Origin of the sequence: Corynebacterium sp. HMSC04H06 (assembly GCF_001815935.1) — a bacterium.
Taxonomy (GTDB): Bacteria; Actinomycetota; Actinomycetes; order Mycobacteriales; family Mycobacteriaceae; genus Corynebacterium.
Genome location: NZ_KV823421.1, coordinates 1 through 25,571, shown reverse-complemented (window position 1 = coordinate 25,571; position 25,571 = coordinate 1). Strand labels below are relative to the sequence as shown.

The following is a 25,571-nucleotide window of genomic DNA, read 5'->3' as shown; positions in this document are numbered from 1 at the left end:
AAGCAGCGGTCACTCCGCCAGTGGAGACCTGCGAGGAGGAACAATGGCGCCGGTACAGGACGGCATAGTCGAACGGACTAGGCTAGTGGCCGACCGCGGCCCGCGCCCGCTTACCCGCGGGTGGGGGCACGTCTTCGCCGCGCTGGCCGCCCTCGTCTCCGCCACCGTGCTCATTACCTACTCCTGGATGACGCTGAGCTGGGCACCGGCCCTGGGCGTGACGGTCTACGGGGTGTGCCTGGTTGGGCTATTCGCGGTTTCCGCGACCTACCACCGCTGGCCCTGGGGTAGCTTCCGGGCCGTGCAGTGGTGGCGGCGGGCGGATCACGCGACCATTGCCGTGTTCATCGCGGCGACGTATACGCCGCTATCACTTATCGCCTTCGACGGTGCGACCGCGTGGATCCTGCTCGGGGTGGCCTGGGGTGGCGCGCTGGCCGGCGTGATACTCAACCTGGTCTGGATCGAGCACCCGCGCTGGCTATCCGTGGCCGTGTACTTGGTGCTCGGGTGGCTGATAGTCCCTCTCATCCCGACCCTGTGGCGGCAGGAAGGCCCTGCGGTGGTCTGGCTGCTCTTTGCCGGCGGCCTGGTTTATTCCTTAGGCGCGGTGGTCTACGGGCTCAAGTGGCCGGGGCGCAACGCGCGCATCTACGGCTACCACGAACATTTCCACTCCGCGACAATCGCGGCCGCCGCAGTCCACCTGGTCGCCGTGTGGATGGTGGTCGTCGGTGCCGGCTAAAAGCCCGGACAGGGCGCTAGTAAAAGTAGTGAAGACAGGGCCACCGGGGCCGAAGACCCTTCAGGGGACGGAAAAATCGGACGAATTACTGGCCGGGCCTAGGCCATGAGAGAAGGTGAACCGCATGAAAGCAAAGGAAAAGGCAACCGTCGTAATCCGGGTAGCGGTCGTGGTCGTGGTGGGGGCCGGCGTAATTTACTTTCTGGCGCGGGACTGGGAGACTCTGCGCCGGCCGGCAGACGCCGACTAGCGCGTTGCCGTTTTGGGCGCTGATTGCAGGGTGGGGCTTAGTCGATGTGCTGGTTGTTGGGCGCGACGATGAGGGGCTTGGGAGAGTACTTGCCGCGTAGCTCCCGCAGGATATTGGCGTGCTCGGCCAGGCGCTTGTCCTCGTCGGTGACCGGGGTGAACTGGCGCGCGGCCTGCGGCTGGAAGTCGCGGTCGATGGCCATGTAGGCCACGGTGGCGTGGATGGCGGTCTCCAGGTTGTTGCGGCCGCCCCGCGGGTTGCCGGCGCGCACGTGGATGGACATCTGCATCGAACGGTTGTCGGTGCGCATCATGCGGGCGTCGACCTCGATGAGGTCGCCGATGGCAATCGGGCGGTAGAAGCGGATGCCGCCGGCGTAGACGGCCACGGTGTGCTCACCGGACCATTCCATGGTGCAGGCGGTGCCGGCCTCGTCGATCCACTCCATGGCGGTGCCACCGTGAACCTTGCCGCCCCAGTTGACGTCCGTCGGCTTGGCCAGAAAGCGGTTGATGAGCCGCGGGGCGTAGGACGGGCCTTCGTAGGTCTGCTGTTCCATCTCCTCTTCGATGGCCTTGCGCAGCTCGATACGAGACTGGGCGGCCTCGGCGACGCGGCGCTACTCGTCGTCTTCCGGGGTGAACGTGGGCACCGGGGTCGACTTGTTGGTTTCGGCGTCCTTGGCCACGAAAATGACCAGGCAGTCGCAGGCGCGGGTGAAGATGCCGTCGCGCGGGTCCGCGGAGAGCACCTCGTTGACGATGTGCATGGACGACCGGCCGGTCATCGCAATGCGGGAGCGGACCTCCACGATGTGGCCCGAGGGGATCGGACGGGTGAAGTGAATGTGGCCTACGTAAGCGGTCACGCAGTACTGGCCGGACCACTGGACCGCGCACGCGTAGGCGGCCTTGTCGATCCATTCCAGAACGCGGCCGCCGCTGATGCCCTGGGCGCCAGCCATGCGGACATCAGTGGGCGAAGCCATGAAACGAAGGGTGATTTGCGGGGACTTAAGAGCATCCTGCGTCTGCGGAGTAGTGGTCATAATATATAAAGCTACCAGGGCGGGAGGAAGGATTAGGGCACGTGGCGTCGCGGACTGCCGCACGGTTGCGCGCAGGCAGCGCCGGGGTGGCGGGGACTAGACTGGGCGGCATGGCAAAGAAGGCAGATCCCGCTGCGGCGCGCGCGGCCGTCGTGGCTTTGGCAGAGTGGATTCAGCAAGAAAGCCCGGACGCCGCGGAGCGGCCGACCCGGGCCACGCTAGCGCAGGCGGTACGCAATACGGCCCGGTTGGTGGAGCAGGACGCGCCGGGGCACTCGGTGGAGCTGCGGGTACCCCCGTTCGTGGCCGTCCAGTGTATTGAGGGGCCGCGCCACACCCGCGGCACCCCACCCAATGTCGTGGAGACGGATCCGCACACGTGGCTGCGTTTGGCCACCGGGCATACCAGCTGGCAAACCGCCGTCGACGCAGGACAGGTTGATGCTTCCGGCTCCCGCGCCGCGGAGATCGCGGAGTGGCTGCCCATCATCCCGCTGGGCCGCTGAGCCGCGCAAGCGGGCACGAGGGCGGCCGGGTATTAGTGCCGGACTGGCTAAACGACTAAGATAACCGGCGTGGAAGCCGTCAACTCACTTCAGACAACTGGCCTCACTAATCTCGACGATCACGGCGAGACCTCTCCGCGGGAAGAATGCGGCGTCTTCGGCGTCTGGGCCCCGGGAGAAGAGGTTTCCAAGCTTACCTATTTCGGGCTTTTCGCCCTCCAGCACCGCGGTCAGGAGGCCGCCGGCATGGCGGTCGGGGATGATGACCGCCTGGTGGTTTTCAAAGACATGGGGCTGGTAGCCAATATCTTCGACGAGTCCATCCTGAGCTCCCTGCAGGGCAACGTGGCCGTCGGACACACCCGCTATTCCACCGCCGGTGGCAAGGAATGGTCCAACGTGCAGCCGATGTTCGGCGCGTCCTCCAACGGGGTGGACATCGCGCTCGGCCACAACGGCAACCTGGTCAACTACCTGGACCTGCGCCAAGAGGCCATGGACCGCGGGCTGATTAAGCCGCACGAGGAGTCGGTCTCCGACTCGATGTGCCTGTCTATGTTGCTGGGCGACGGCGTCAATGAGGAAACCTCCGTCTTTGAATCCGCCCGCCAGCTGCTGCCCCGCGTTCAGGGCGTTTTCTGCCTGACCTTCACCGACGGCCACACCCTGTACGCCGCCCGCGACGGGCACGGCGTGCGCCCGTTGGCGCTGGGGCGCCTGCCGCAGGGCTTCGTGATCGCCTCCGAGACCTGCGCGCTCGACATCGTGGGCGCGCAGTTCATCCGGGAAATCGAACCGGGCGAGCTCGTCGCCATCGACGAGACTGGGATTCGTTCCGAGAAATTCGTCGAGCCCACCCGCCACGGCTGCGTCTTCGAATACGTCTACCTGGCCCGCCCCGATACCCAGATCTCCGGGCGCTCGGTCAACGAGACCCGCGTGGACATCGGCCGCCGCCTGGCCCGCCAGTTCCCGGCCGAAGACGCCGACCTGGTCATCCCGGTGCCGGAGTCGGGCAACCCGGCCGCGGTCGGCTACGCCCGCGAATCCGGCATTACCTTCGCCCACGGCCTGGTGAAAAACGCCTACGTGGGCCGCACCTTCATCCAGCCCACGCAGACCCTGCGCCAGCTGGGCATCCGGCTCAAGCTCAACCCGCTCAAGGAGGTCATCGCCGGCAAGAAGCTCGTGGTGGTGGATGACTCCATCGTCCGCGGCAACACCCAGCGCGCCCTCATTCGCATGCTGCGGGAGGCAGGCGCGGCCGAGGTCCACGTGCGGATCGCCTCCCCGCCGGTGAAGTGGCCATGCTTCTACGGCATCGATTTTGCCTCCCCGGGCGAACTCATCGCCAACGTCGCGTCGAGCGATGACCCGGAGGTCATCTGCCAGACCATCTGCGAGGCCATCGGCGCCGACAGCCTGGGCTTTGTCAGCGTGGATGAGATGATTGCGGCGACCGAGCAACCACGCAGCCAGCTGTGCGCCGCCTGCTTCGACGGCCACTACCCGCTGGGCCTGCCGGCCGGTAGCCCCAACGCGGAGGCCGTACGTACGCTAATGAGCCAGAACTCTTAAAAAGACCCCCAAGGAATGAAACTTTCGCTATGACCGATACGACTGACAACACTTACGCCGCCGCCGGCGTGGACATCGCCGCCGGCGATCGCGCTGTCCAGCTGTTCGCCCCGCACGCCAAGCGCGCTACCCGCCCGGAGGTCATGGGCGGCCTGGGCGGGTTTGCGGGCCTGTTCAAGCTCGGCGACTACAAGGAGCCCATCCTGGCGGCGGGCTCGGACGGCGTGGGCACGAAGCTGGCCGTGGCCCAGGCGATGGACAAGCACGACACCATCGGCATTGACCTGGTGGCCATGTGCGTCGATGACCTGGTGGTCTGCGGCGCCGAGCCGCTGTTTTTGCAGGACTACATCGCCGTCGGCAAGGTCGTTCCGGAAAAGGTCGCGGAGATCGTGGCCGGCATCGCCGAGGGCTGCGTGCAGGCGGGTGCCGCGCTGCTGGGCGGCGAGACCGCCGAGCACCCCGGCGTGATGGAGGTCGATGATTACGACGTCTCCGCCACCGCCGTGGGCGTGGTCGAGGCTGATAGCGTGCTGGGCCCGGACAAGGTCCGCGACGGCGACGTGCTCATCGCCATGGGCTCGTCCGGCCTGCACTCCAACGGCTACTCCCTGGCCCGCCACGTCCTGCTCGAGCAGGCCGGACTGCCGCTGGACGGGTACATGGACGAGCTCGGTCGCACCCTGGGTGAGGAGATGCTCATCCCGACCCGCATCTACGCACAGGACTGCCTTGCACTGGCCGCGGAGTGCCACGTGGCAACGTTCTGCCACGTCACCGGCGGCGGCCTGGCCGGCAACCTGGAGCGCGTCATACCGGAGGGGCTGACCGCGCACGTGGCCCGCTCCACCTGGACCCCGGGCCAGATCTTCCGCACCATCTCCTCGGTGGGCAAGGTCGAGCTGTCCGAGATGGAAAAGACCTTCAACATGGGTGTTGGCATGGTGGCGGTGGTCTCCGCCGAGGACCGCGACCGCGCGCTGGCCATGCTCACCGCCCGCCACCTGGACGCCTGGGAGCTGGGCGAGGTGCGCAAGTCCGCCGAGGGCGCGCCCCGCGTCGTAGTGAGCGGCAACCACCCGAACTTCTAGTAGCCCTTAGATACACCAACGCCGCCGGTGACCAAGTCCTGGTCGCCGGCGGCGTAGTGGCGTTTTTAGGGGTTAACCTTTGTCTTCGTCGTCCCAGTCGTCGATGTAGTCGGCGTATGGGTCTTCGTAGCGGTCGTCTTCTTCATCCTCTCGGCCCCATCCATCGCCCGGCTTCTTGGAGGCTAGCTCGCGCTGGAGCGAATCCAAGTCCATCTCCGGAGAATTGTACTTCAACTGGCGTGCAACTTTGGTCTGCTTTGCCTTCGCGCGTCCGCGTCCCATGTGCATGACCCCCTTGAGGTGTGTAGGGCACGATCCAGGGTTTCGGATGGCCCCATCGGCTTGTCATTTGAGTATCTTCCTGTAAGACACAATAGCCTGTACGTCAAAAAAATTCCGCACGACCCCCTAAGGCAGGGCAAATGGCCTAGTGAGAGCCTTAAAGGCTTTTCTCACTAGGCCCGTAAACGGGTGGCTCTACTTGCCCCGCAGTTTGTTGATGGCCGCGCGCCCGGCCTTCGGCCCCTCGGAGGTGGGTATGGAATCCGGATCCAGATTGGCGGCCGCCTGGCCGATGGTCAGCTGCCCGGAATCCAGGGCGGAGCGCTTGACCAACCCCAAGGCGATGGGGCCGAAATCGCAGTCGTCGACGAGAGAGCCCATCCGCCCGACGCGGCGACCGGAGAAGGTGATGTCGGCTCCCGGCTCGGGCAGCTGCGGGGCCGAGCCGTCCAAGTGCAGCAGTACCAGCAGGCGGGGTGAGCGGCCGAGGTTTTCCACGCGCGCCACGGTCTCCTGCCCGCGGTAGCAGCCCTTGTTCAGGTGCACGGCGCCGGCGTGCTTACCGCGGCCGATCCACTGCGGAACCTCGTGGGGGATGGACTTGTTGTCCAAATCTGCGGCCAGCTCCGGTTCGCGGGCGCGGATGCGCTCGGCCGTATACGCCATGAGCCCGGCCAGGGTCAGCCCGGCCGCTTCCAGCTCCGCGACGGCGTTTGCCAGTTCAGCGCGGGGCACTACGATGTCGCGGCGGCGGATCCCCGGCCAGTCGACGTCCCGGCTAAAGACGGTGGAGGAGGGGGCGGAGACTTCGCCGTCGCCTAGGACCGTCAGCAGCGCGTAGTCGGGTTCCGTGACTTCTACCTGCGACCAAAAGACCATTTTGGTCAAGAAATCCCGTAGGCTGTCTGCTTGGCCCGCGGGTAGGTCAAGGAAAAAGCCCTCGGCCGTGCGGGTGGTGTCTGCTTGGTGCAGGATGTGGCCCTGGATGTCTAGATCGAGGGCTGTGGCGCTGTAGCCCACGGGGACATCGTCCAGCTTCTGCGACAGAAGGTTGTTAAGGAATTCCGCGGAGTCCGGTCCGCTGACCTGCAAGAAACGGCGGTGGCTGCGGTCTACGACGACAGAGCCGGACTGGGCGGCGCGCTGTTCGCCCAAGGGGTTTCCGTAATGCCACGCGACCCCGGCGGCATCAAGCGGTGTTTCTGACTGGAATTCGGCAGCGCCGAGGCGCTGAAGAAGAACAGAAGAATAACTCACACTTGCCATCGTAACGCGCCATTCGCCTGCTTGGCTAGGTCCAACGGGGCATAATTATGGGCATGCTACAACCTGCGCCCGTAATCTACGTGGTCGAGCCCTTCGGGGGTTCGATCCGCCGCCACAACCCCACGCTGCCGCTGGTCTTTTGGGACGACGCGGCCGTCACCCGGGGTGACGGGGTCTTTGAGTCCCTGCTCATTAGGGGCGGGGAGGCCAAGAACGTCGAGCGGCACGCGCAGCGCTTTGCCCGCTCCGCCCACGCTCTCGGGTTGCCGGAACCGTGCCTGGACAAGTGGCTGGAGGCCACCGCGCTGGCCGCGAGCGAATTCGACGCGGAGGAGGCCAAGTGCACCTGGACCTATTCGCGGGGGCGGGCCTCGACCGGGGTACCCACGGCGTGGGTGGCGGTCCAGCCCATCGGCGCGGACGTGTTGACCCAGCGGGCGAAGGGGGTGCGTGTGTGGGCCACCCCGCGGCGCTGGCAGGCCGATGACAAGGTGCTGGCCAAGACCCTGAACTACGCCGCGACGCTGGTTACGCTGCGGCAGGCCCGCCACGACGGCTACGACGACGTCATCTATACCCACCCGGACAGCGGGCTGGTGCTGGAGGGGGCGACCTCGACGGTCGTGGCGGTGCGCGGGAAGAAGCTGCGCACACCCAAGGCCCCGGGGATTCTGCCGGGCACCACGCAGGCGGCGCTGTTCGCGCTGGCCGAGGAGCGCGGTTATAACTGCAAGGCCAAGGAGATGGACCTGGGCTACCTGCAGCGCTCGGACTCGGTTTGGCTGGTCTCCTCGGTGCGCATCGGGGTGCGCGTCCGCTCGCTGAACGGGACCAAGCTGGCGGCCCCTGACAACGAGAAGGAGATCCGCGCGCTTATCGACGCCGCGGTGGCGGCGTAGCGCGAGAAGCTAGCCGGCGACGCGGGAAAGCTCGGCGGACATATACGGGCGCATCTCGCCGTCGAGGAGGCGCTCGTCGACCCAGCCCAGGTTGTTGTTGGGCATGAGCCCGTACATGCGCTTGCCCGGGCCCAGGTTCTTCGGGCCGGTCTCGGTGACCATGGTAGAGGCGGACTCGAGCTGCCAGGCGCGCTCGTTGAAGGGCTCGCCGTAGAAGATCTCGACGATTCCGGTCGAGGACGTGTAGGTCATCTCGATCTCGTCCTTCGGAGAGATCCGCCAGTAGCCGGACTCACGCACGTCGGCCTCGCCCGGGTTGCCCTCGGAGTCGATCTTCCAGGTTCGGGAGCTAAAGGACAGGTAGTTCTCACCGTCGTGGGCGATAATCAGGCGCTGGCCGAAGGTGTACTCGTTGCCGTCAGTGCCGTGTGCCTGGCCCTCGCCCTGCCACACGCCCACCAGCGGCAGGAGGGCCAGCAGGCCGTCGTGCAGGGACGGGCCCTGGCGCAGGTTGGCGGTGTCTTCCGAGACGGGGATCTCTGCGAAGTCCGGGGCCGGGATGTTGCGGGCCGAGGCGTCCTTCCAGGCCTCGGCGGCGTGATTCACGGCGGCGTTGCCGTTGAGCTTGCCATTGGAGCCGGTGTTCGCCGCGGCGGCATCGGCAGCCGTGTCCGGGGCCGGCTCGCCCGCCGGGGTAGTGTTCTCGGGGTTTTCGGAGTGTTCGTTTCGCTCAGTCATGCCCTCGATCCTAGCTAACTGTGCGTCGGCACTGCGTGGTTGGGCGGGGGAAGGGCCAGCGAAACCCGGCCCGGGTCTATAGAGTGTGGTGTGTGCGTGTCCTATTAGTTTTGAACCCGAATTCCACGAGCCAGAACGCCGGCCTGCTGCGGCAGGTCGTGCCGGCGCTGCGGGCGGTGCCCGGGCTGTCCATGGAGGCCCGGATGACCCAGTACCCGGGGCATGCGGAGCAGATGGTGGCCGGCATGCGCCGCTCAGACTTCGACGCGGTCATCGCCATGGGCGGCGACGGCACCGTCAACGAGATCGTCAACGGCCTGCTCGGGCAGGTGCACGATTCCGGGCAGCGGCCCCGCCCGGAGGAGCTGCCCGTGCTGGCTATCATCCCGACCGGCTCGGCGAACGTCTTCGTGCGCGCGCTGGGCTTTCCCGCCGGAGCCGTGGACGCGACCCACGTGCTGGCCCGGCTGCTTGACCGCCACAGCACCCGCACCATCTGCCTGGGAACCTGGGACGAGCGCTGGTTCGCGGTGAACGCGGGCTTCGGTCTGGACGCCGACGTCCTGGCGCGCGTGGACCGCGCCCGCGAGCGCGGCTTTGCGGCCACCCCGCTGCGCTACCTGGCCATCGGGGTGCGCGCCTATACCCGCGCGCTGCGCCGGCCGCCGCGCATCAGCGTGGTCGCGGAAGGCCGCGACGGGCAGCGCTGGGAGCACGAGAACGTGCCCCTGATGCTGGCCTCGAATACCAACCCGTGGACTTTTCTGGGCCCGCTGCCCATGGTGACCAACTCGCGCAACTCCTTCGACGAGGGGCTGGGCCTGTTCGGCCTGAGCAGCCTGCAGGGCGTGTCCGGCCTGGTCGGCATGCTGCACCTCATTGGCGTGGATCACCGCCGCTGGCTCAACAAGGTCACCAACGCGCGCACCCTGCAATTCGACGACGCCACCGCGGTGACGCTGAGCTGCCCGACCCCGCACCGCTTCCAGGCGGACGGGGAATCCGAGGGCACGCACACCCGGGTACAGCTCAAGTCGGTGCCGGACGCCCTCGAGGTATTCGCCCCGCAGGAGGCCGGCGAGCCGCACAAGCGCAGCCTCAAGGAGATCCTGCGGGATCTGATCCGGATTAAGTAGGCGCGGCTAGGCGCCGGAATTCTCGTCGTTGACCTCGCGCCCGTCGGAGTCGTAGTCTCCGGCGATCTCGATGGGGGCGAGCTGCCCGGGCTGCAGGTGGGTGTTGCGGCGCTGGGTCTCGAAAGTGATGCCGCCACCCTGCAGGCGCACGGCGGTGGCCTGGGCGGGCAGGGGCAGCTGCCGGGTATCCAGTTCCAACTCGAAGGCCTTCGTGGCCTCTTCCTCGCTCGTGCCCTCGGCCAGCTCCAAGATCTCCACCGGGCGCATGTAGAAGCGTTCGCCGACTAGCCGCAGCGTCACGCGCACCCGGGTGGGCTCTTTCGCGCCGGCGACGGTGCCGCTGAGCTCGGCCTCGGAGGCCATGCCGCCCGTAGGTGAGATGTTGTCCGGGTTGGCAATCGACAAGTCAGTGATGCTCAGCAGGCGCCCGAGCGCGACCCCGTCCAAGGTGATGGCGCGCGAGAAGGTGGACACCGACGCGCCGGCGAAGTTGCCGCTGGTCAACTGGTCGGCGGCGACGGTGATATCGCGCAGGGTGGTCTGCGCGTTGATCATCCCTAGGTGGGGGACCTCCACGTCGAGGGACTTGACCTCGATCAGCGGGATCTCGTTGGTTACCGACGCCCCCAGGTAGGGCATGCCCCCGACGAAGACCTCGGGGGAGTTTTCCAGCTTGGATTCTTCCTTGACCCGCTGGGAAATGGAGTGCTCCGCATGCATGGCGAAGCCGGAGTCCATCACGAACAGGCTTCCGCCCACCGCGGCGATGCCCAGCAACCAGGCGAGGGGCTTGCGGGCGCGGGCGGGCACAACAACGTCAGTCACATGCTCCATTGTTGCAAACTATTCTGGAAACCATGACAGTGACTAACACTAAGACCACGCACCTGTCCGACGATGCCGCCACGGCCCGCGCCGTCGCCGCCCTGGCGCGCGACGCCGCCCAGGCCGACGGGGTAGCGCCTCTGTCCGAGCAGTTCCTGGCGGGGCTGGAGGACGCCCGCTTGGGCCATACCCACACCCTGCTCTGGGTGGGCGAGGACCTAGCCGGGGTGGCGGCTGACGACGGCGACAGCGCCGAGCTCTTCGTCGCCCCCGACTACCGCGGCCACGGCGGGGGCAAGGCCCTGCTGGCCGAGCTTGGCGACCGCCCGGTCTGGGCGCACGGCAACCTGCCGGCGGCCCAGTGCCTGGCCGCCGCCGCGGGCCGGGAGGTAGAGCGCGAGCTTTTGGTCATGGCCGTCCAAGGGGAACCGTTGTCCAGCGCCGCGGCCTTTTCTGCCGACGACGCGCCGGGCCTTCAGGCCCTGGATTGCCCGGCGGCCGCCGAACGCTTCGGGGCCGCTGCCGTGGACCGTGCCTGGCTGGCGGTCAACAACGAGGCGTTTAGCTGGCACCCGGAGCAGGGCGGCTGGGACGCCGAGCGCTTGGAACGCGGCAAGGACAACTCCTGGTTCGATCCTGCGGACGTGCTCTTCCTGTGGGATACCCGCGGTGCGGAACCGACGTTGGCCGGCTTCCACTGGACCAAATGGCATTCCCCGGCAACCACCGAGGAAGACGAGCCCTTCGGTGAGGTCTACGTCATCGGGCTGGCCAGCTCCTACCGGGGCAAGGGGCTATCCCGGCCGCTGCTGGCGATGGGCCTGCAGCGCATGCGGAACAAGGGCGCTGGCAAGGTGATTTTGTACGTGGAGGCGGACAACGCCCCGGCCGTGCGCTCCTACGACAAAGCGGGCTTTGAGGTGGCCGAGCGTCACTGCGTCTACGGTGTGAAGAAGCGCTAGGGCCAGTCCAAAAAACGGACCAAATCCAAACAAAAGCCAGGTGAAGAACACAGTGAAACGTGGAAGGTGAGTAGAATCACCCGCTGTGAGACGATTGTTAACTCAGTGTTAACCGAAACGCACCTTTCGGGTTAACCAAGGCTGGATAGCTTTAAGCGTTGTGAGTATCCAGGCCTTTGCGGCTCGGAGGTACTGTGCTGCGGACTAGTTCACCGCTTAAAGGTCAGTTCCACCGCGCCGGGGGTCAGCCCGGCTCCACCGTCCCATGGGGTGAGAGCACGCGGGTAAAAGGTGCTCGGACAATCAAGTTGAATCTGATCTCCACAGGAAAGGTTTCCCGTGATTCGCAATTTCAAGCGCACCGCTGCAATCTTCGGTATCATCGCGGCTTCTTCTACCGCGCTGGTCGCCTGCAACGACTCTGACTCCTCTGGCTCCTCCTCCGAGGGTGAGACCGAGGTCTCCGGCGAGCTGACTGGTGAAGGCGCATCCTCCCAGCAGAACGCTATGGACTACTTCGCTTCCAAGTTCCAGGAAGCTACTGGCGGCGACGCTAGCCTTGCATACAACGCCACCGGCTCCGGCTCTGGCCGTACCCAGTTCGTCGATGGCCAGGTTACGTTCGCCGGTTCCGACTCCCCGCTGGAGGAGGAGCAGGTCGACGCTGCCAAGGACCGTTGCAACGGCAACGACGCTTGGCACCTGCCGTTCGTCATCGGCCCGGTTGCTATCGCCTACAACCTGGAGGGCGTTGACGAGCTGAATCTTTCCACCGAGAACGTTGCCAAGATCTTCAAGGGCGACATCACCGAATGGAACGACGAGGCCATCCAGGCTGACAACGAGGGCGTTGACCTGCCGGACACCCGCATCTCCGTGGTCTACCGCTCCGACGAGTCCGGTACCTCCGACAACTTCCAGAAGTTCCTGCACGACGCCACCGAAGAGTGGGACAATGAGGGCGGCAAGAACTTCCCGACCGAGGTCGGCGAGGGTGCCAACGGCTCCTCCGGTGTTGCTACCCAGGTCTCCAGCATCGACGGCGGCATCACCTACGTCGAGCACTCTCACGCTGAGCAGGCTGGCCTGGGCGTCGCCAAGATCGACTTCGGTGCAGGCCCGACCGAGCTGTCTGAGGAGACTGTCGGTACCGCTCTGGAGAACCTGGAGTTCGAGACCGAGGGCAACGACATGGTTGTTAACTCCGAGGCCCTGTTCTCCTCCTCCGATGAGGGTTCCTACCCGCTCATCCTGACCACCTACGAGATTGTCTGCTCCGCTGGTTACGACGAGTCCGAGGCAGCCCTGTTGAAGGAGTTCCTGAAGACCGCTCTGGATCACCAGGATGAGGGCCTGACCGAGGCCGGTCACATCCCGGTCTCCGGCGCTCACCTGGACCGCCTGAAGGCGGCTGTGGACGAGATTCAGGCGTCCTAAAGAATCCTCATACTGACTGGTGCAGCACCCCGCCCGCAGTGCGCGGTGATGTTCCGGATGGTTGAATTCCCCCGCCGGCCGCTTTCTACGCCGTCGGGGGTTCTTCCCGTTAAACGGGAAGATGTGACACACGTAAAAACCCTACAAGTTGAAGGATCCCCGCCACATGGCTGAGTACAACTCGACAACGGGTGAGCATAAGAAGCTCGACGACGACCGCAACGTGGAAGGCCACTCCGTGGCTACGACCACTGCCGCGGGCAAACCCGACAACGAACCCCAGGGCGCTTCCGAGGGTGTGAAGACCGGCGGCGTTAAGCGACCCGGTGATCGCGTCTTTGAGATTTTATCCACGGCGTCCGCCACCCTTATCACCGTCTTCATTGCGGCTATCGGCATTTTCCTGATTATTCGTGCCGTCCCCGCGCTGAACCGCAACGCCGAAGGCTACCTCGGCTTCTTCACCTACACGGGTCCGTGGGACACGTCCAGCGTGGACGAAATGTACTTCGGTATCCCGAACCTGTTCGCCGCCACGGTCACCATGTCGGTGCTGGCTCTCATCATCGCCATGCCGGTGGCACTGGGCGTGGCCATCTTCCTGTCCAATTACGCGCCGGCGCGCCTGGTCAAGCCGATGGGCTTCTTGGTCGACATGCTGGCCGCCGTCCCGTCCATTGTTTACGGCCTGTGGGGCTGGCTGGTCCTGGGCCCGGTGCTCTCGGGATTCTACGAGTGGATTCACAGCTGGGCCGGTGGGTTCTTCCTCTTCACCGTCTACGAGAACTCGCCGTCGTTCGCAACCGCCCGCAACATGTTCACCGGTGGCATTGTCCTGGCCGTGATGATTCTGCCGATTATCGCCGCAACCGCGCGTGAGGTCTTCGTCCAGACCCCGAAGGGGCAGGTTGAGTCCGCCCTCGCCCTGGGTGCTACGCGCTGGGAAGTCGTCCGCATGACCGTCCTGCCGTTCGGCCTGTCGGGCTACATCTCCGGCGCCATGCTGGGCCTGGGCCGCGCGCTCGGTGAGACCATGGCCCTGTACATGGTCGTCGGCCCGTCGTCCGAGTTCCGCTTCTCCCTGTTCGATGGCGGTACCACCTTCGCGACCGCGATTGCGAACGCGGCACCGGAGTTCAACAACCCGATTAAGGCGGGCGCCTACATCGCCGCCGGTCTGGTGCTGTTCTTGCTGACGTTCATCGTCAACGCCATTGCCCGCGCGATCGTCTCCAAGAAGTAGAAGAGTGAGGATAAAAAACAATGTCTAATGCTGTAGCTGCTTCTGACGTTTCGACCACACACAACGCCTTTACCGACATCTCGGGCAAGCGCAAGTTCGCCAACAGCGCGGCGACCGTCCTTATCTACCTGTGCATGATTGTCGCTCTCATTCCGCTGGTGTGGGTGCTCTGGGAGCTCATCGTCAAGGGCCTGCCCGTCACTCTGAACCTGGAGTGGTGGACCGAGGACATGCTGGGCGTCATGTACCACCAGCCCGGCGGCGGTGCGCTGCACGCCATCGTCGGTACCATCATCCAGGCCGGCCTGGCAACCATCATCGCCGTCCCGATCGGCGTGTTCACCGCCATCTACCTGGTGGAGTACTCCCGCGGTGGCTGGCTCGGCCGCATCACCACCTTCATGGTGGACATCCTGTCCGGTGTCCCGTCCATCGTTGCCGCCCTGTTCGTCTACGCCGCCTGGATCGGCGTCATGGGCTTCGACCGATCTGGTCTGGCCCTGGCGTGGTCCCTGTTGCTGCTGATGATTCCGATTGTCGTCCGTAACACCGAGGAGATGCTGCGCGTGGTCCCGATGGATCTGCGCGAGGCCTCCTACGCCCTGGGCGTGCCGAAGTGGAAGACCATCGCCAAGATCGTTCTTCCGACTGCACTGTCCGGTATCGCCACCGGTGTCATGCTGGCAATCGCCCGCATCATGGGTGAGTCCGCTCCGGTCCTCATCCTGGTCGGTTCTACCAGCGCCCTGAAGTGGGACCCGACCAGTGGCACCATGTCCTCGCTGCCGCTGATGATGTTGGACATGTACAAGGCCGGCGTTACCGAGGCCGTCCTCGACAAGCTGTGGGGCGCCGCCTTCACCCTGGTCCTTCTCATCGCGCTGCTCAACGTTGCCGCCCGAATCATCTCCGCGAAGTTCTCGGTCAAGCAGTAACCCGCACTGCCTTCACGGCCCGAACTTTCACCGACAACTCTCATACTCAGGAGCACAAGATGTCCAAACTCGAACTCAACGACGTCAATATCTACTACGGCGACTTCCACGCTGTGCAGAACGTCAACATGCACATTCCGGCCCAGGCGGTAACTGCGTTCATCGGCCCGTCCGGCTGTGGTAAGTCCACCGTGCTGCGTACCCTCAACCGCATGCACGAGGTCATCCCGGGCGCCTACGTCAAGGGCGAGATCCTGCTGGACGGCCAGAATATCTACGACTCCAAGGTCGACCCGGTCTCGGTGCGCAACACCATCGGCATGGTCTTCCAGAAGGCCAACCCGTTCCCGACCATGTCCATCGAGGACAACGTCGTCGCCGGCCTGAAACTGTCCGGCGAGAAGAACAAGAAGAAGCTCAAGGAGGTCGCGGAGAAGTCCCTGCGCGGCGCCAACCTGTGGGACGAGGTTAAGGACCGCCTAGACAAGCCGGGCGGCGGCCTCTCCGGCGGTCAGCAGCAGCGTCTGTGCATCGCCCGCGCCATCGCGGTCGAGCCGGAGGTGCTGCTCATGGACGAGCCTTGCTCGGCCCTGGACCCCATTTCCACCCTGGCGGTCGAGGACCTGATTCACGAGCTGAAGCAGGAATTCACCATCGTCATCGTGACCCACAACATGCAGCAGGCTTCCCGCGTGTCCGATAAGACTGGCTTCTTCTCCCTGGAGGCCACCGGCAAGCCGGGCCACCTGGTGGAGTTCAACGACACCACCAAGATCTTCGAGAACCCGGAAAAGAAGGAAACCGAAGACTACATCTCCGGCCGCTTCGGCTAAGGAGTCCCCTCGCGCACGGCTCAACCGTGCGCTGCGCTAAAACTTGATTGTCTGAGCTAAAGACTTAATCCCCCGGTGCCAGGTTGAGCCTTGGCGCCGGGGGATAGTCGTTTAAATGCCCGCCGCGCAGGGCGCGCGGCGGGCAATGGGGGAGGAAAGGGAGGTACTGGCCTAGCGGCGGAACTGGCGCTCCAGGGCGGCGAAGTGGGCCTCCATGTCCTGGCGGCGGTCCTCGTCGGCGCGGCGGGCCAGGTACTCGTCCGGCAGCATGCCGGTGCTCAGGTACAGGATGCGGGCGGCCACGTTGACGCAGTGGTCCGCGTAGCGTTCGTAGAAGCGCGAGAGCATGGCCAGGTCCACGGCCGAACGGGTGGAGTACTTCCACTCCCGCTGGGTCAGGATGGTGATCAGGTGGTGGTTGATGTCGTCGACCGCGTCATCGTCGCTGGCCAGCTCCAGAGCCAGCTGGGGGGCCGGGTCGATGAGGGCGTTGCGGGTGCGCGAGCACATTTCGTCCACCAGGCGGGTGAGCTCTTCCAGGTACCCCATGAATTCCTCCGGAACCACGTGGTTGGGGTGGCGGCGCCGCGCGGACTTCGCGATGTGCTTGGCCAGCTGGCCCATGCGGTAGAGGTCCTCCACGATATAGATAGAGGAGACCACTTGGCGCAGGTCCTTGGCCATGGGGTTTTCCAGTGCCAGGAGGGATACGGCGCGTTCTTCGCACCGGGTGCGCAGCTCTTCTAGCTCGTCGGATAGGGACAGACCGTCTTCCGCCGGCTGCAGGGCAGCTGTCAGAAGTGCGCGCGAAGCCTGCGACATGATCGCCTGAACCGTGTCGCACATCAGGATCAGGTCGTGCGCGAAGTTATCTAACTTCTCTCTGTAGGCAATTCGCATGCCCAACAGTATAGTGCACGTATATTGGTGGCGCCCGTCAAGAACAAGTATTTTTCAATACCTCTATAGGTGTATACAAGCTGGGGGTTTAGCCGCCAGAGTTCATGATCTCGGCGCCGGCGGGTACCGCCTCATCTTCCGGGTCGTCCAGCCAGCCGTCGGGCAGCGCGACCTTAGCCGGCGAACCCTGACGTCCCCGGGGCCCAGAGGCGTCGTCGGCTCGGGCGTCAGAACCGGCCCAAGGGGCGAGCAGCTCGCGCAGATCCGGCAGGGAGTTCACCTTGGACAGCTGCGAGCGGACCTCGCCGCCGACCGGGAAACCGCGTAAGTACCACCCAATGTGTTTACGAATATCGCGGCTAGCGTGGGCCTCGCCGTCGTAGTGCGCGAGCAATTCCGCGTGCCGGTAGAGGATCCGCGTGACCTCCCCCAGGGTCGGTTCTTCGGGCACCGGCTCGCCGCGCAGGTGGGCGGAGAGTTCCGCGAAGAGCCAGGGCCGGCCCAGGCAGCCGCGGCCGACGACGACCCCGTCGCAGCCGGTGGCTTCCATCATCGCGGCGGCATCGGAGGCCTTGAAGATGTCGCCGTTGCCCAGCACTGGCACGCCGCTGTCGGCGAGGTGCTCCTTCAGACGGGCGATCTCCGACCAGTCGGCCTGGCCGGAGTAGCGCTGGGCGGCGGTGCGCCCGTGCAGGGCCACGGCGGCCGCGCCCTCCTCGACGGCGATCCGGCCGGCGTCTAGGTGCGTGTGGTGTTCGCTGTCGATGCCGACACGCATCTTCACCGTGACCGGGATATCGGTGCCTTCCGTGGCCTTGACGGCGGCGGCGACGATATTGCCGAAGAGCCGGCGCTTGTACGGCAGGGCGGACCCGCCCCCGCGCCGAGTGACCTTCGGGACCGGGCAGCCGAAGTTCATGTCGATGTGGTCGGCCAGGTTCTCGTCCACGATCATCTTTGCGGCGCGGTAGGTGTATTCCGGATCCACGGTGTAGAGCTGCAGCGAGCGCGGATCCTCGTTCGGGGCGAAAGTCGTCATGTGCATGGTCTTCTCGTTGCGCTCGACTAGGGCGCGGGCGGTGACCATCTCGCAGACGTAGAGCCCTGCCACGGTGCCGGTGCGGGCGAGCTCCTGCTCGCGGCAGAGCGTGCGGAAAGCCACGTTCGTCACCCCGGCCATCGGGGCGAGGATGACGGGGGAGTTGAGGGAAATAGAACCAATGCGCAAAGTCACGTTTTACATTGTGGACTGCGGGCAGAAACGCTGGCAAACCGGGACGGCGGGTGTACCTTGTCTTCACAGTTTTGGCACTGTTGCGGAAAAGGTTGCAAATATTCGCTAATGTGGTGCGTGTAACTAAAACCGTGCGGCGTGCGTTACACTTGCGCGCTGCGACAATCACAGGAGGTAAAGACGTGACGGAGCGGATTGGGTATTACCAGGACCTCGTGGTCTCCGCCGAGGAGGCAGCCAAGTACGTTAACAACGGCGACCGGGTGGGCATTTCCGGCTTCACCGGTGCCGGTTACCCGAAGGCACTGCCGACCGCTATCGCTGAGAAGGCCACCAAGGCCCACGAGGCGGGCGAAGAATTCAAGATTGACGTCTTCTCCGGCGCCTCCACCGCCCCGGACTGCGACGGCGTCCTCGCCGAGGCGGACGCCCTGCGCTTCCGTGCTCCGTACAACTCCGACCCGGTGCTGCGCAACAAGGCCAACTCCGGCGAGCTGCTCTACCAGGACGTCCACCTGTCCCACATGGGCCAGCAAGTCGAGGAGGGCTTCTACGGCGACTTCCAGGTTGCCATCATCGAGGTCGTCCGCATTACTGAGGACGGCAACATCGTGCCGTCCTCCGCCGTGGGTAACAACCTCGAGTACATCGAGGCCGCGGACAAGATCATCCTCGAGGTTAACGAGTGGCAGTCGCTGAACCTGGAGGGCATGCACGACATTTACCGTATCGAGAAGCTGCCGAACCGCCAGCCGATCCCGATTACCAAGGTCAGCGACCGCATCGGGGAGACCTACATCGAGATCCCCAAGGACAAGGTCGTGGCCGTCGTTAAGACCAACGCCCCGGATCGCAACGCCCCCTTCAAGGCCCCGGACGAGATCTCTGAGAAGATCGCCGCGAACTTCATCGACTTCCTCGAGGGCGAGGTTGCCGCCGGCCGCCTAGCGTACGACCAGTTCATCATGCAGTCGGGCGTGGGTAACGTCCCGAACGCCGTGATGGCCGGCCTGCTGGATTCCAAGTTCGAAAACATCAAGGCTTACACCGAGGTCATCCAGGACGGCATGCTGGATCTCATCGACGCCGGCAAGATGACGGTCGCCTCCGCCACCTCCTTCGCGCTGTCCCCGGAGTACGCGGAGAAGATGAACGCCGAGGCCGACCGCTACGCCAAGCACATCGTGCTGCGCCCGCAGCAGGTCTCCAACCACCCGGAGGTCATTCGCCGCGTCGGCCTGATTTCCTCCAACGGCATGATTGAGGCCGATATCTACGGCAACATCAACTCCACCAACGTGGGCGGCACCCGCATCATGAACGGCACCGGCGGCTCCGGTGACTTCACCCGCAACGCCTACATCAGCACCTTCGTGTCCCCGTCGATCGCCAAGGACGGCAAGATCTCCGCCATCGTGCCTTTCGTGGCTCACACTGACCACACCGAGCACGACACCATGGTGATTATCACCGAGTACGGCGTGGCCGACCTGCGCGGCCTGGCCCCGCGCGAGCGCGCCGAGAAGGTCATCGCTGTGGCCCACCCGGAGTACCGCCCGGCCCTGGAGGAGTACTTCGAGCGTGCCAAGCAGGGTAAGTTCATTCACACCCCGCACGATCTGAAGTCCGCCTTCGACTTCCAGATCCGCTTCGCCGAGACCGGCGATATGCGTCCCCAGTAAGCGCGCCGACGCCTATTAGGCAGTTGGCAGCCCCCTTGAACTGGGCCTTTGGGGCCAGTTCGGGGGCTATTTTCTTCCTGTCGTGGACTCCTATTAGAATAAGGAACGCATTGGGCCTTTAGCTCAGCTGGTAGAGCTACGGACTTTTAATCCGCAGGTCGAGGGTTCGAGCCCCTCAGGGCCCACGCACACGCCCGCTAACGCGCGCCACGGCGCCGTTAGCGGGTTCTTTTGTCTTGACAAACATCGACCCTCAAAGCCCGTTGGGGAGGGTTGAGACTCCGGCTGTGGGCTCCTAGCTTTTGACCATCTTCTTGATGGCGCGCATGGCCTCATCTAGCTTGTCCTGGGCGATGGTCCCGTCCGCGTTGCGGGCCCCGGCCACGCAGTGGGCGATGTGGTCCTCGAGGAGGGCGAGGGAGACGTTTTCCAGGGCGGAGGTCACCGCGGAGATCTGCGTGATGATGTCGATGCAGTACTGATCCTCGTCTACCATGCGGTGGATGCCGCGGGTTTGTCCCTCGATTTTGCGCAGCCTGGCCAGGTACTTCTTTTTCGACTCGGCGTCCGCGTTGTAGCCGTGTTTATGCGGTTCGTGGCACGAGCAGACTTCCTGATTTTCGGGCATAGCGGTGGTTTTTCTCCGGGGTAGGGCGCGATTTTGTATTGAGTGATTCTTCCAGTATATTTTGAGAAGTCGCGCAAGGGAAAGCGAGAGTTTTCTGCCTTGACTACGCGGCACGCCCCCATCGTCTAGCGGCCTAGGACACTGCCCTTTCACGGCAGCGGCACGGGTTCGAATCCCGTTGGGGGTACGGAGAAGTTCCCTTAATTTAGGGTTCCTCTTCATTATGTACGTCTTAGACGTGCTGGCCCTGTGGCGCAGTTGGTTAGCGCGCCGCCCTGTCACGGCGGAGGTCGCGGGTTCAAGTCCCGTCAGGGTCGCAGCATTGCGAAGGGTCAAGGTTTTTGCCTTGGCCCTTTTCGCGTTTTCGGGGCGCGGTTTTTCGTCGGGGTAGTAGCGGCAGCAGGTGTGCGGTCCAGGCTTGCGGACGTGTCCCAACTAGGTGCCGGGTTTCGCTATGAATATGGATGACTAGCAGGCGATTTGCCTATGTTTCGGCGTTCTGTGTAGAGTAATAACTCGTGCAAGACAGGGTGCAGGACCCTGGGATGCCACAAATTAAATAATGGCCCTGTGGCGCAGTTGGTTAGCGCGCCGCCCTGTCACGGCGGAGGTCGCGGGTTCAAGTCCCGTCAGGGTCGCCAAGGCTATTTCGGTAGTCTTCGGCCAGATAGCTCAGTCGGTAGAGCACACGCCTGAAAAGTGTGGGGTCGCCAGTTCGATCCTGGCTCTGGCCACCAGCAAGGCCCGTTTCCGTTCAAGGAAGCGGGCCTTTTTGGCATACTGGGGCCATGGATAATTACGCCGTTGCGAACCAGACCGACCGCTCCCAGTACGTCATCACCGTGGACGGCCAGGAGGCCGGCTACGCCCACTACGTGGATGATGCTGACGTGCGCGAATTCGACCACACGGTCGTCCACCCGGACTTCCAGGGCCAGGGCCTGTCCAAGCCGTTGGTTCAGGCCGCGCTGGATGATGCCCGGGAGGCCGGCAAGCGCGTGCGGCCGACGTGCTCCGCCGTGGCGCGCTTTATCGACAAAAATCCCGCCTACAAGCAGCTGCAGGCGGGGTATTAAAGAAGGGGCTAGTGGGGGGAGCTAGACGGCGGCTGCGAGCCTGTGTGAGGGGCCCTGCAGCGCTGTTGCGGCCCGGTTAGATGAAGTAGTCGGGGTCGACGAGCTTAATGCGCTCTTCGTGGCGCCGCGGCCGGTTCTTGGCCGGGATGCCGATGGCGCTGTGCTCTGGGGGTACGTCCTTGGTGACTACCGCGTTAGCGCCGACGGCGGAGCCGTGGCCGATAGTGATGGGGCCGAGTACCTTGGCGCCGGCGCCGATGACAACGTTGTCTTCGATGGTGGGGTGGCGCTTGGTCTGGGTGAGCACCTGGCCGCCCAGGGTAACCCCGTGGTAGAGCATTACGCCGTCGCCGATCTCGGCGGTCTCACCGATGACGATGCCCATGCCGTGGTCGATGAAGAAGCGGCGGCCGATGGTGGCACCAGGGTGGATCTCAATGCCGGTAAAGAAGCGGTTGATCTGCGCTAGGACGCGGGCCGGGCCCTTCAGGCCGCGCTTCCAGAGCCAGTGGGAGACGCGGTGGGCCCAAATGGCGTGCAGCCCCGAATAGACGATGGCGTTTTCGACGTCGCCGCGGGCAGCGGGATCGTGGTCACGGGCGTTAGCTAGGTCTTCGCGGATTCGGCTAAGGAAGTTCATATCCAAAGCGTACTAAAAACCGGTCGGTTAAAAGGAAAGAAAAAGTGCCTGCTTGGCTATACAAGGCTCAAGCAGGCACTTAACGCGTGAAATTAATCTTCGCGGATGTCCTCGTAGAGGATGGTGGAGACGTAGCGCTCACCGAAGTCGCAGACGACGGTGACGATGGTCTTGCCCTCGTTCTCCGGGCGCTGCGCCAGCTCCAGGGCTGCCTTCAGGTTGGCGCCGGTGGAGATACCACCCAGGATGCCGTCGGCGACGGCCAGCTTGCGGGAGGTCTCCACAGCGTCTTCGTTGCTAATGGCGATGACCTCGTCGACCAGCTTGCGGTCCAGGACCTCCGGGATGAAGTTGGCGCCCAGGCCCTGGATCTTGTGCGGGCCGGCCTTGCCCTCAGACAGCAGCGGGGAAGCGGACGGTTCGACGGCCACGGCCTTCAGTTCCGGGTTCTTCTCCTTCAGGAAGCGGCTTGCGCCGGTGATGGTGCCGCCGGTGCCGACGCCCGCGACCAGGATGTCGACGTTGCCGTCGGTGTCGTTCCAGATCTCCGGGCCGGTGGTGTTGTAGTGCACGGTCGGGTTGGCCTCGTTGGCGAACTGGCGGGCCAGGATGGCGCCTTCGTTCTGCTCAACAATCTCGTTGGCCTTGTCGACTGCGCCCTGCATGCCGGCGGCGCCCGGGGTCAGGACGATCTCGGCGCCGTAAGCGCGCAGCAGGACGCGGCGCTCGTTGGACATGGTCTCCGGCATGGTCAGGATGACCTTGTAGCCGCGAGCCGCGCCGACCAGGGCCAGGGCGATGCCGGTGTTGCCGGAGGTGGCTTCCACGATGGTGCCGCCCGGCTTGAGCTCGCCGGAGGCCTCGGCGGCGTCGACGATGGCCTGGCCGATACGGTCCTTGACCGAGTTGGCCGGGTTGAAGGACTCAACCTTAACGAGCACGTCGGCCTTCAGGCCCTCGGTCAGGCGGTTGACGCGAACCAGCGGGGTGCCGCCGATGGTCTCGAGAATGTTGTCGTAGATCTTTGCCATTGGTATTCGGGACTCCTTGTGCAGCTGTTTTCCGATTTACTTTTCCCACCCTACACTAGTTGGCTAGACCGACCAGTCCGCAAGAAATAGACCGAGTTTTATTCAGTTGGCCACCGCGCCTACCGCGGCGGTTGCCGCGGGGAGGGCGGCTACTTATACCAGCTGGAGCGCGCTGGCGCTTAGGGCTAACCCCGTCGTCTGTATTTTAAATAGGCGCCGGATTCGTGTTTTATGTGAGCGCTGATTTAGAATTACCCCCGCTAGCCCGTTACAGTTGGGAAACAGTGTTGTAATACACCCGTTCAAAAGGGGCACCCCTGGGTGCACCTTAATGGGTACCCCCGAGTAGGAGTACGTCTTGGAAGCGCACCGAATTAAAGATGACGACGAGGCCGTACGGGCCGCATTGTCTTCCTTGAAGACCGCCACTGGTATCCCGGTGACGATGTACGGCACCTTACTGCCGGATAATCGCTTGCAGATCACACAGTGGGTCGGCCTGCGCACCCCCGCCCTGCAGAACCTGACTATCGATGCCGGTGTCGGCGTCGGTGGCCGCGTCGTCAAGAGTCGCCGCGCGGTAGGCGTTTCGGATTACCTGCGCGCCAAGACCATCTCCCACGAAAACGACCGGCTCATCCAGGACGAGGGACTGCACTCCATCGTCGCCGTGCCGGTCATCGTTCAGCGCGAAATCCGCGGAGTGCTCTACGTCGGTGTGCACTCGCCGGTCCGCCTAGGCGACAAGGTCATCGAGGAAGTCACCATGACGGCTCGCTGCCTCGAGCAGGATCTGGCCGTGAACTCGGTGCTGCGCCGCACCGACGGCGGCAAGGGCGGTGCCGGCCGCAGCGGGCACGTCATGAACGGTGCGGAGTGGGAGCAGGTCCGTTCCACCCACTCGAAGCTGCGAATGCTGGCCAACCGCGTGGCCGAGGACGATATCCGCAAGGAACTCGAGACTCTGTGCGATCAGATGGTCTCGCCGGTCCGCGTCAAGCAGTCCACCAAGCTTTCTGCCCGCGAGCTCGACGTGCTCTCGTGTGTGGCCCTGGGGCATACGAACGTCGAGGCCGCCGAAGAGATGGGCATTGGCGCCGAAACCGTCAAGTCCTATCTGCGCTCTGTGATGCGTAAACTCGGCGCGCACACCCGCTACGAGGCGGTAAACGCCGCCCGCCGGATCGGCGCTCTGCCCTAAGACGCTGTAAGTTGGTCGGTGTGAAGGACCAATTTATTGTCACCGGTGGCGCCCGCCTGCAGGGTTCTGTGAGGGTCGACGGCGCCAAGAATAGTGTGCTGAAACTGATGGCGGCCGCCTTGCTTGCGGAGGGTCGCACGACGTTGACTAACTGTCCGGAGATTCTCGACGTACCTCTCATGAAGAAGGTTCTTGAGGGGCTGGGTTGCGAGGTTGCTATCAATGGCTCGGTAGTCACTATCGATACCCCGGACCAGCCGCGATCGGACGCCGACTTCGACGCCGTTCGGCAGTTCCGCGCCTCCGTCTGCGTCTTGGGCCCGCTGACCTCGCGCTGCGGCCGGGCAAAGGTCGCCCTCCCCGGAGGTGACGCCATCGGCTCCCGCCCGCTGGACATGCACCAGTCGGGTCTGGAGAAGATGGGTGCCAAAACTCGGATCGAGCACGGCGCCGTCGTCGCCGAGGCGCAGCGCCTCCACGGCGCGAAGATCAAGCTCGACTTCCCGTCGGTCGGCGCCACCGAGAACATCTTGACCGCCGCGGTGCTGGCGGAGGGGACCACGGTTTTAGATAACGCCGCGCGCGAGCCGGAGATCGTGGACCTGTGCAACATGCTCAACTCCATGGGCGCCCACATCAGCGGCGCGGGGACCTCGACCGTGACTATCGAGGGTGTGGACAAACTCCAGCCCACCGAGCACGAAGTCGTCGGCGATCGTATCGTCGCCGGCACCTGGGCCTACGCTGCGGCCATGACCCGCGGTGACCTGACCGTGGGCGGGATCGCCCCGAAGCACCTGCACCTGCCGTTGGAAAAGATCAAGTCCGCCGGCGCGGACGTGGAAACCTACGAGACGGGCTTTAGGGTCCGTATGGATGAGCGCCCGAAGGCGGTCAACTTCAATACTCTGCCGTTCCCAGGCTTTCCTACCGACCTGCAACCGATGGCCATTGGCCTGTCCGCGGTGGCCGAGGGTACAACGATGATCACCGAGAACGTCTTTGAATCCCGCTTCCGCTTTGTTGATGAGATGCTCCGCCTAGGCGCGGACGCACAAGTTGATGGGCACCACGTCATCGTCCGGGGACAAGAGCGGTTGTCCTCGACCCACGTCTGGAGCTCCGATATCCGCGCCGGCGCCGGCCTGGTGTTGGCGGGGCTGTGCGCGGACGAGGTCTCCGTGGTCCACGATGTCTTCCACATCGACCGCGGCTATCCGAACTTCGTAGAGAACCTGAACCGACTGGGTGCTCAGGTGGAGCGGACCCAGGAAGAGGAGCGGTACTAGCTTACAAGCTCTCATCCGCCGGTCACCGGAAAGTACCGGTGACCGGCGGATTTGTGTCTTTCTAGGACTGTGTGTAAATTAATCGCAGTCGCCGCGAGGTAGCCGAGAGGTTAACG

Annotated in this window: 25 protein-coding genes, 5 tRNA genes and 1 pseudogene; 21 read left to right on the top strand and 10 right to left on the bottom strand. The window is 64.4% G+C overall.

Annotation, left to right across the window (positions count from 1 at the left end; genetic code table 11):
• Positions 1–43: 43 nt before the first annotated feature.
• Together HMPREF3067_RS04945 and HMPREF3067_RS11600 are read left to right on the top strand one after the other, a co-directional pair.
• A complete protein-coding gene (locus HMPREF3067_RS04945; protein WP_070768620.1) occupies positions 44–745 on the top strand; it encodes a PAQR family membrane homeostasis protein TrhA in 702 nt (233 codons plus the stop codon).
• Between the two features lie 124 nt (positions 746–869).
• Positions 870–995, top strand: coding sequence for a hypothetical protein (locus tag HMPREF3067_RS11600; protein WP_256381266.1), 126 nt, complete (start codon positions 870–872; stop codon positions 993–995).
• 37 nt (positions 996–1,032) lie between these two features.
• Here HMPREF3067_RS11600 and HMPREF3067_RS04940 read toward each other — a convergent pair.
• Positions 1,033–2,043 (bottom strand): annotated as a pseudogene (locus HMPREF3067_RS04940) (acyl-CoA thioesterase).
• A gap of 110 nt (positions 2,044–2,153) precedes the next feature.
• Between HMPREF3067_RS04940 and HMPREF3067_RS04935 the strand changes: the two are divergent.
• From HMPREF3067_RS04935 to purM, 3 genes are all read left to right on the top strand, one after another.
• Positions 2,154–2,549, top strand: a complete 396-nt coding sequence (locus HMPREF3067_RS04935) for a sterol carrier family protein (protein ID WP_070768619.1) — start codon at positions 2,154–2,156, stop codon at positions 2,547–2,549.
• Between the two features lie 69 nt (positions 2,550–2,618).
• Positions 2,619–4,127 carry an amidophosphoribosyltransferase gene (gene purF / locus HMPREF3067_RS04930; RefSeq protein ID WP_070768618.1) on the top strand — a complete coding sequence of 503 codons (1,509 nt, stop codon included), beginning with the start codon at positions 2,619–2,621 and terminating at the stop codon, positions 4,125–4,127.
• A 29-nt stretch (positions 4,128–4,156) separates the two neighbouring features.
• Positions 4,157–5,218: a phosphoribosylformylglycinamidine cyclo-ligase gene (gene purM / locus HMPREF3067_RS04925; protein ID WP_070768617.1), complete on the top strand. Its 1,062-nt coding sequence runs from the start codon at positions 4,157–4,159 to the stop codon at positions 5,216–5,218.
• A gap of 72 nt (positions 5,219–5,290) precedes the next feature.
• On the opposite strand, the gene HMPREF3067_RS04920 is transcribed toward purM, so the two are convergent.
• Both HMPREF3067_RS04920 and HMPREF3067_RS04915 read right to left on the bottom strand, forming a co-directional pair.
• Positions 5,291–5,500: a DUF3073 domain-containing protein gene (locus HMPREF3067_RS04920; protein ID WP_210400087.1), complete on the bottom strand. Its 210-nt coding sequence runs from the start codon at positions 5,498–5,500 to the stop codon at positions 5,291–5,293.
• A 195-nt stretch (positions 5,501–5,695) separates the two neighbouring features.
• Positions 5,696–6,757, bottom strand: coding sequence for a CAF17-like 4Fe-4S cluster assembly/insertion protein YgfZ (locus HMPREF3067_RS04915; protein ID WP_070768615.1), 1,062 nt, complete (start codon positions 6,755–6,757; stop codon positions 5,696–5,698).
• 62 nt (positions 6,758–6,819) lie between these two features.
• Here HMPREF3067_RS04915 and HMPREF3067_RS04910 point away from each other — a divergent pair, with 62 nt between their 5' ends.
• Positions 6,820–7,665, top strand: a complete 846-nt coding sequence (locus HMPREF3067_RS04910) for an aminodeoxychorismate lyase (RefSeq protein WP_083319149.1) — start codon at positions 6,820–6,822, stop codon at positions 7,663–7,665.
• Positions 7,666–7,674: 9 nt separating this feature from the next.
• Here the strand turns inward: HMPREF3067_RS04910 and HMPREF3067_RS04905 are convergent, their stop codons facing one another.
• Positions 7,675–8,403 carry a heme-binding beta-barrel domain-containing protein gene (locus tag HMPREF3067_RS04905; RefSeq protein ID WP_070768613.1) on the bottom strand — a complete coding sequence of 243 codons (729 nt, stop codon included), beginning with the start codon at positions 8,401–8,403 and terminating at the stop codon, positions 7,675–7,677.
• Between the two features lie 92 nt (positions 8,404–8,495).
• Here HMPREF3067_RS04905 and HMPREF3067_RS04900 point away from each other — a divergent pair, with 92 nt between their 5' ends.
• Positions 8,496–9,539 (top strand): diacylglycerol/lipid kinase family protein, encoded by a 1,044-nt coding sequence (locus HMPREF3067_RS04900; RefSeq protein WP_070768612.1) that lies wholly within the window; start codon positions 8,496–8,498, stop codon positions 9,537–9,539.
• A 6-nt stretch (positions 9,540–9,545) separates the two neighbouring features.
• Here the strand turns inward: HMPREF3067_RS04900 and HMPREF3067_RS04895 are convergent, their stop codons facing one another.
• Positions 9,546–10,364, bottom strand: a complete 819-nt coding sequence (locus tag HMPREF3067_RS04895) for an LmeA family phospholipid-binding protein (protein WP_246819239.1) — start codon at positions 10,362–10,364, stop codon at positions 9,546–9,548.
• 32 nt (positions 10,365–10,396) lie between these two features.
• On the opposite strand from HMPREF3067_RS04895, the gene mshD reads away from it, so the two are divergent.
• The 5 genes from mshD to pstB all read left to right on the top strand — a co-directional run bounded on the left by mshD (position 10,397) and on the right by pstB (position 15,774).
• Positions 10,397–11,326 (top strand): mycothiol synthase, encoded by a 930-nt coding sequence (gene mshD, locus HMPREF3067_RS04890; RefSeq protein ID WP_070768610.1) that lies wholly within the window; start codon positions 10,397–10,399, stop codon positions 11,324–11,326.
• Positions 11,327–11,665: 339 nt separating this feature from the next.
• Positions 11,666–12,763, top strand: a complete 1,098-nt coding sequence (gene pstS, locus HMPREF3067_RS04885) for a phosphate ABC transporter substrate-binding protein PstS (RefSeq protein ID WP_070768609.1) — start codon at positions 11,666–11,668, stop codon at positions 12,761–12,763.
• Between the two features lie 166 nt (positions 12,764–12,929).
• Positions 12,930–14,006, top strand: coding sequence for a phosphate ABC transporter permease subunit PstC (gene pstC, locus HMPREF3067_RS04880; RefSeq protein ID WP_070768608.1), 1,077 nt, complete (start codon positions 12,930–12,932; stop codon positions 14,004–14,006).
• A gap of 20 nt (positions 14,007–14,026) precedes the next feature.
• A complete protein-coding gene (pstA, locus tag HMPREF3067_RS04875) occupies positions 14,027–14,941 on the top strand; it encodes a phosphate ABC transporter permease PstA (RefSeq protein WP_070768607.1) in 915 nt (304 codons plus the stop codon).
• A gap of 59 nt (positions 14,942–15,000) precedes the next feature.
• Positions 15,001–15,774, top strand: a complete 774-nt coding sequence (gene pstB, locus HMPREF3067_RS04870; RefSeq protein ID WP_070768606.1) for a phosphate ABC transporter ATP-binding protein PstB — start codon at positions 15,001–15,003, stop codon at positions 15,772–15,774.
• Between the two features lie 171 nt (positions 15,775–15,945).
• Here the strand turns inward: pstB and phoU are convergent, their stop codons facing one another.
• Together phoU and dusB are read right to left on the bottom strand one after the other, a co-directional pair.
• Positions 15,946–16,674: a phosphate signaling complex protein PhoU gene (gene phoU / locus HMPREF3067_RS04865; RefSeq protein ID WP_070768605.1), complete on the bottom strand. Its 729-nt coding sequence runs from the start codon at positions 16,672–16,674 to the stop codon at positions 15,946–15,948.
• A gap of 88 nt (positions 16,675–16,762) precedes the next feature.
• On the bottom strand, positions 16,763–17,908 hold the full coding sequence (gene dusB / locus HMPREF3067_RS04860) for a tRNA dihydrouridine synthase DusB (RefSeq protein WP_070768604.1): 1,146 nt from the start codon (positions 17,906–17,908) through the stop codon (positions 16,763–16,765).
• 182 nt (positions 17,909–18,090) lie between these two features.
• Between dusB and HMPREF3067_RS04855 the strand changes: the two genes are divergently transcribed.
• Both HMPREF3067_RS04855 and HMPREF3067_RS04850 read left to right on the top strand, forming a co-directional pair.
• On the top strand, positions 18,091–19,590 hold the full coding sequence (locus tag HMPREF3067_RS04855) for an acetyl-CoA hydrolase/transferase family protein (RefSeq protein WP_070768603.1): 1,500 nt from the start codon (positions 18,091–18,093) through the stop codon (positions 19,588–19,590).
• Between the two features lie 112 nt (positions 19,591–19,702).
• Positions 19,703–19,775 (top strand) — tRNA-Lys (locus tag HMPREF3067_RS04850).
• A gap of 110 nt (positions 19,776–19,885) precedes the next feature.
• On the opposite strand, the gene HMPREF3067_RS04845 is transcribed toward HMPREF3067_RS04850, so the two are convergent.
• A complete protein-coding gene (locus HMPREF3067_RS04845; RefSeq protein ID WP_070768602.1) occupies positions 19,886–20,218 on the bottom strand; it encodes a metal-sensitive transcriptional regulator in 333 nt (110 codons plus the stop codon).
• A 114-nt stretch (positions 20,219–20,332) separates the two neighbouring features.
• Here HMPREF3067_RS04845 and HMPREF3067_RS04840 point away from each other — a divergent pair.
• The 5 genes from HMPREF3067_RS04840 (at position 20,333) to HMPREF3067_RS04820 (ending at position 21,294) form a co-directional block, all read left to right on the top strand.
• A tRNA-Glu gene (locus tag HMPREF3067_RS04840) sits at positions 20,333–20,405 on the top strand.
• Positions 20,406–20,461: 56 nt separating this feature from the next.
• Positions 20,462–20,535 (top strand) — tRNA-Asp (locus HMPREF3067_RS04835).
• A gap of 247 nt (positions 20,536–20,782) precedes the next feature.
• Positions 20,783–20,859: transfer RNA gene (locus HMPREF3067_RS04830), tRNA-Asp, on the top strand.
• Between the two features lie 20 nt (positions 20,860–20,879).
• Positions 20,880–20,955: transfer RNA gene (locus HMPREF3067_RS04825), tRNA-Phe, on the top strand.
• Positions 20,920–21,294: a GNAT family N-acetyltransferase gene (locus HMPREF3067_RS04820; RefSeq protein ID WP_371259771.1), complete on the top strand. Its 375-nt coding sequence runs from the start codon at positions 20,920–20,922 to the stop codon at positions 21,292–21,294. Before HMPREF3067_RS04825 ends, HMPREF3067_RS04820 begins: the two co-directional genes overlap by 36 nt.
• Before the next feature lie 76 nt (positions 21,295–21,370).
• Here the strand turns inward: HMPREF3067_RS04820 and epsC are convergent, their stop codons facing one another.
• Complete coding sequence (gene epsC, locus HMPREF3067_RS04815) at positions 21,371–21,934, bottom strand: serine O-acetyltransferase EpsC (protein WP_070768600.1); 564 nt, start codon at positions 21,932–21,934, stop codon at positions 21,371–21,373.
• A 92-nt stretch (positions 21,935–22,026) separates the two neighbouring features.
• On the bottom strand, positions 22,027–22,965 hold the full coding sequence (cysK, locus tag HMPREF3067_RS04810) for a cysteine synthase A (protein WP_070768599.1): 939 nt from the start codon (positions 22,963–22,965) through the stop codon (positions 22,027–22,029).
• Between the two features lie 358 nt (positions 22,966–23,323).
• Here cysK and ramA point away from each other — a divergent pair, with 358 nt between their 5' ends.
• Positions 23,324–24,166, top strand: a complete 843-nt coding sequence (gene ramA, locus HMPREF3067_RS04805; RefSeq protein WP_070768598.1) for an acetate metabolism transcriptional regulator RamA — start codon at positions 23,324–23,326, stop codon at positions 24,164–24,166.
• Between the two features lie 20 nt (positions 24,167–24,186).
• Positions 24,187–25,455 carry a UDP-N-acetylglucosamine 1-carboxyvinyltransferase gene (murA, locus tag HMPREF3067_RS04800; protein ID WP_070768597.1) on the top strand — a complete coding sequence of 423 codons (1,269 nt, stop codon included), beginning with the start codon at positions 24,187–24,189 and terminating at the stop codon, positions 25,453–25,455.
• Positions 25,456–25,571 lie beyond the last annotated feature (116 nt).

What these genes read in the sequence shown, in the direction of transcription:
- HMPREF3067_RS04945 (WP_070768620.1), top strand. Translation starts at nt 44, where the DNA reads ATGGCGCCGGTACAGGACGGCATAGTCGAACGGACTAGGCTAGTGGCC.
- HMPREF3067_RS04845 (WP_070768602.1), bottom strand. Translation starts at nt 20,218, where the DNA reads ATGCCCGAAAATCAGGAAGTCTGCTCGTGCCACGAACCGCATAAACAC.
- epsC (WP_070768600.1), bottom strand. Translation starts at nt 21,934, where the DNA reads ATGAACTTCCTTAGCCGAATCCGCGAAGACCTAGCTAACGCCCGTGAC.
- HMPREF3067_RS04905 (WP_070768613.1), bottom strand. Translation starts at nt 8,403, where the DNA reads ATGACTGAGCGAAACGAACACTCCGAAAACCCCGAGAACACTACCCCG.
- HMPREF3067_RS04935 (WP_070768619.1), top strand. Translation starts at nt 2,154, where the DNA reads ATGGCAAAGAAGGCAGATCCCGCTGCGGCGCGCGCGGCCGTCGTGGCT.
- HMPREF3067_RS11600 (WP_256381266.1), top strand. Translation starts at nt 870, where the DNA reads ATGAAAGCAAAGGAAAAGGCAACCGTCGTAATCCGGGTAGCGGTCGTG.
- phoU (WP_070768605.1), bottom strand. Translation starts at nt 16,674, where the DNA reads ATGCGAATTGCCTACAGAGAGAAGTTAGATAACTTCGCGCACGACCTG.
- pstC (WP_070768608.1), top strand. Translation starts at nt 12,930, where the DNA reads ATGGCTGAGTACAACTCGACAACGGGTGAGCATAAGAAGCTCGACGAC.
- HMPREF3067_RS04910 (WP_083319149.1), top strand. Translation starts at nt 6,820, where the DNA reads ATGCTACAACCTGCGCCCGTAATCTACGTGGTCGAGCCCTTCGGGGGT.
- pstA (WP_070768607.1), top strand. Translation starts at nt 14,027, where the DNA reads ATGTCTAATGCTGTAGCTGCTTCTGACGTTTCGACCACACACAACGCC.
- pstB (WP_070768606.1), top strand. Translation starts at nt 15,001, where the DNA reads ATGTCCAAACTCGAACTCAACGACGTCAATATCTACTACGGCGACTTC.
- cysK (WP_070768599.1), bottom strand. Translation starts at nt 22,965, where the DNA reads ATGGCAAAGATCTACGACAACATTCTCGAGACCATCGGCGGCACCCCG.
- mshD (WP_070768610.1), top strand. Translation starts at nt 10,397, where the DNA reads ATGACAGTGACTAACACTAAGACCACGCACCTGTCCGACGATGCCGCC.
- purM (WP_070768617.1), top strand. Translation starts at nt 4,157, where the DNA reads ATGACCGATACGACTGACAACACTTACGCCGCCGCCGGCGTGGACATC.
- HMPREF3067_RS04920 (WP_210400087.1), bottom strand. Translation starts at nt 5,500, where the DNA reads ATGGGACGCGGACGCGCGAAGGCAAAGCAGACCAAAGTTGCACGCCAG.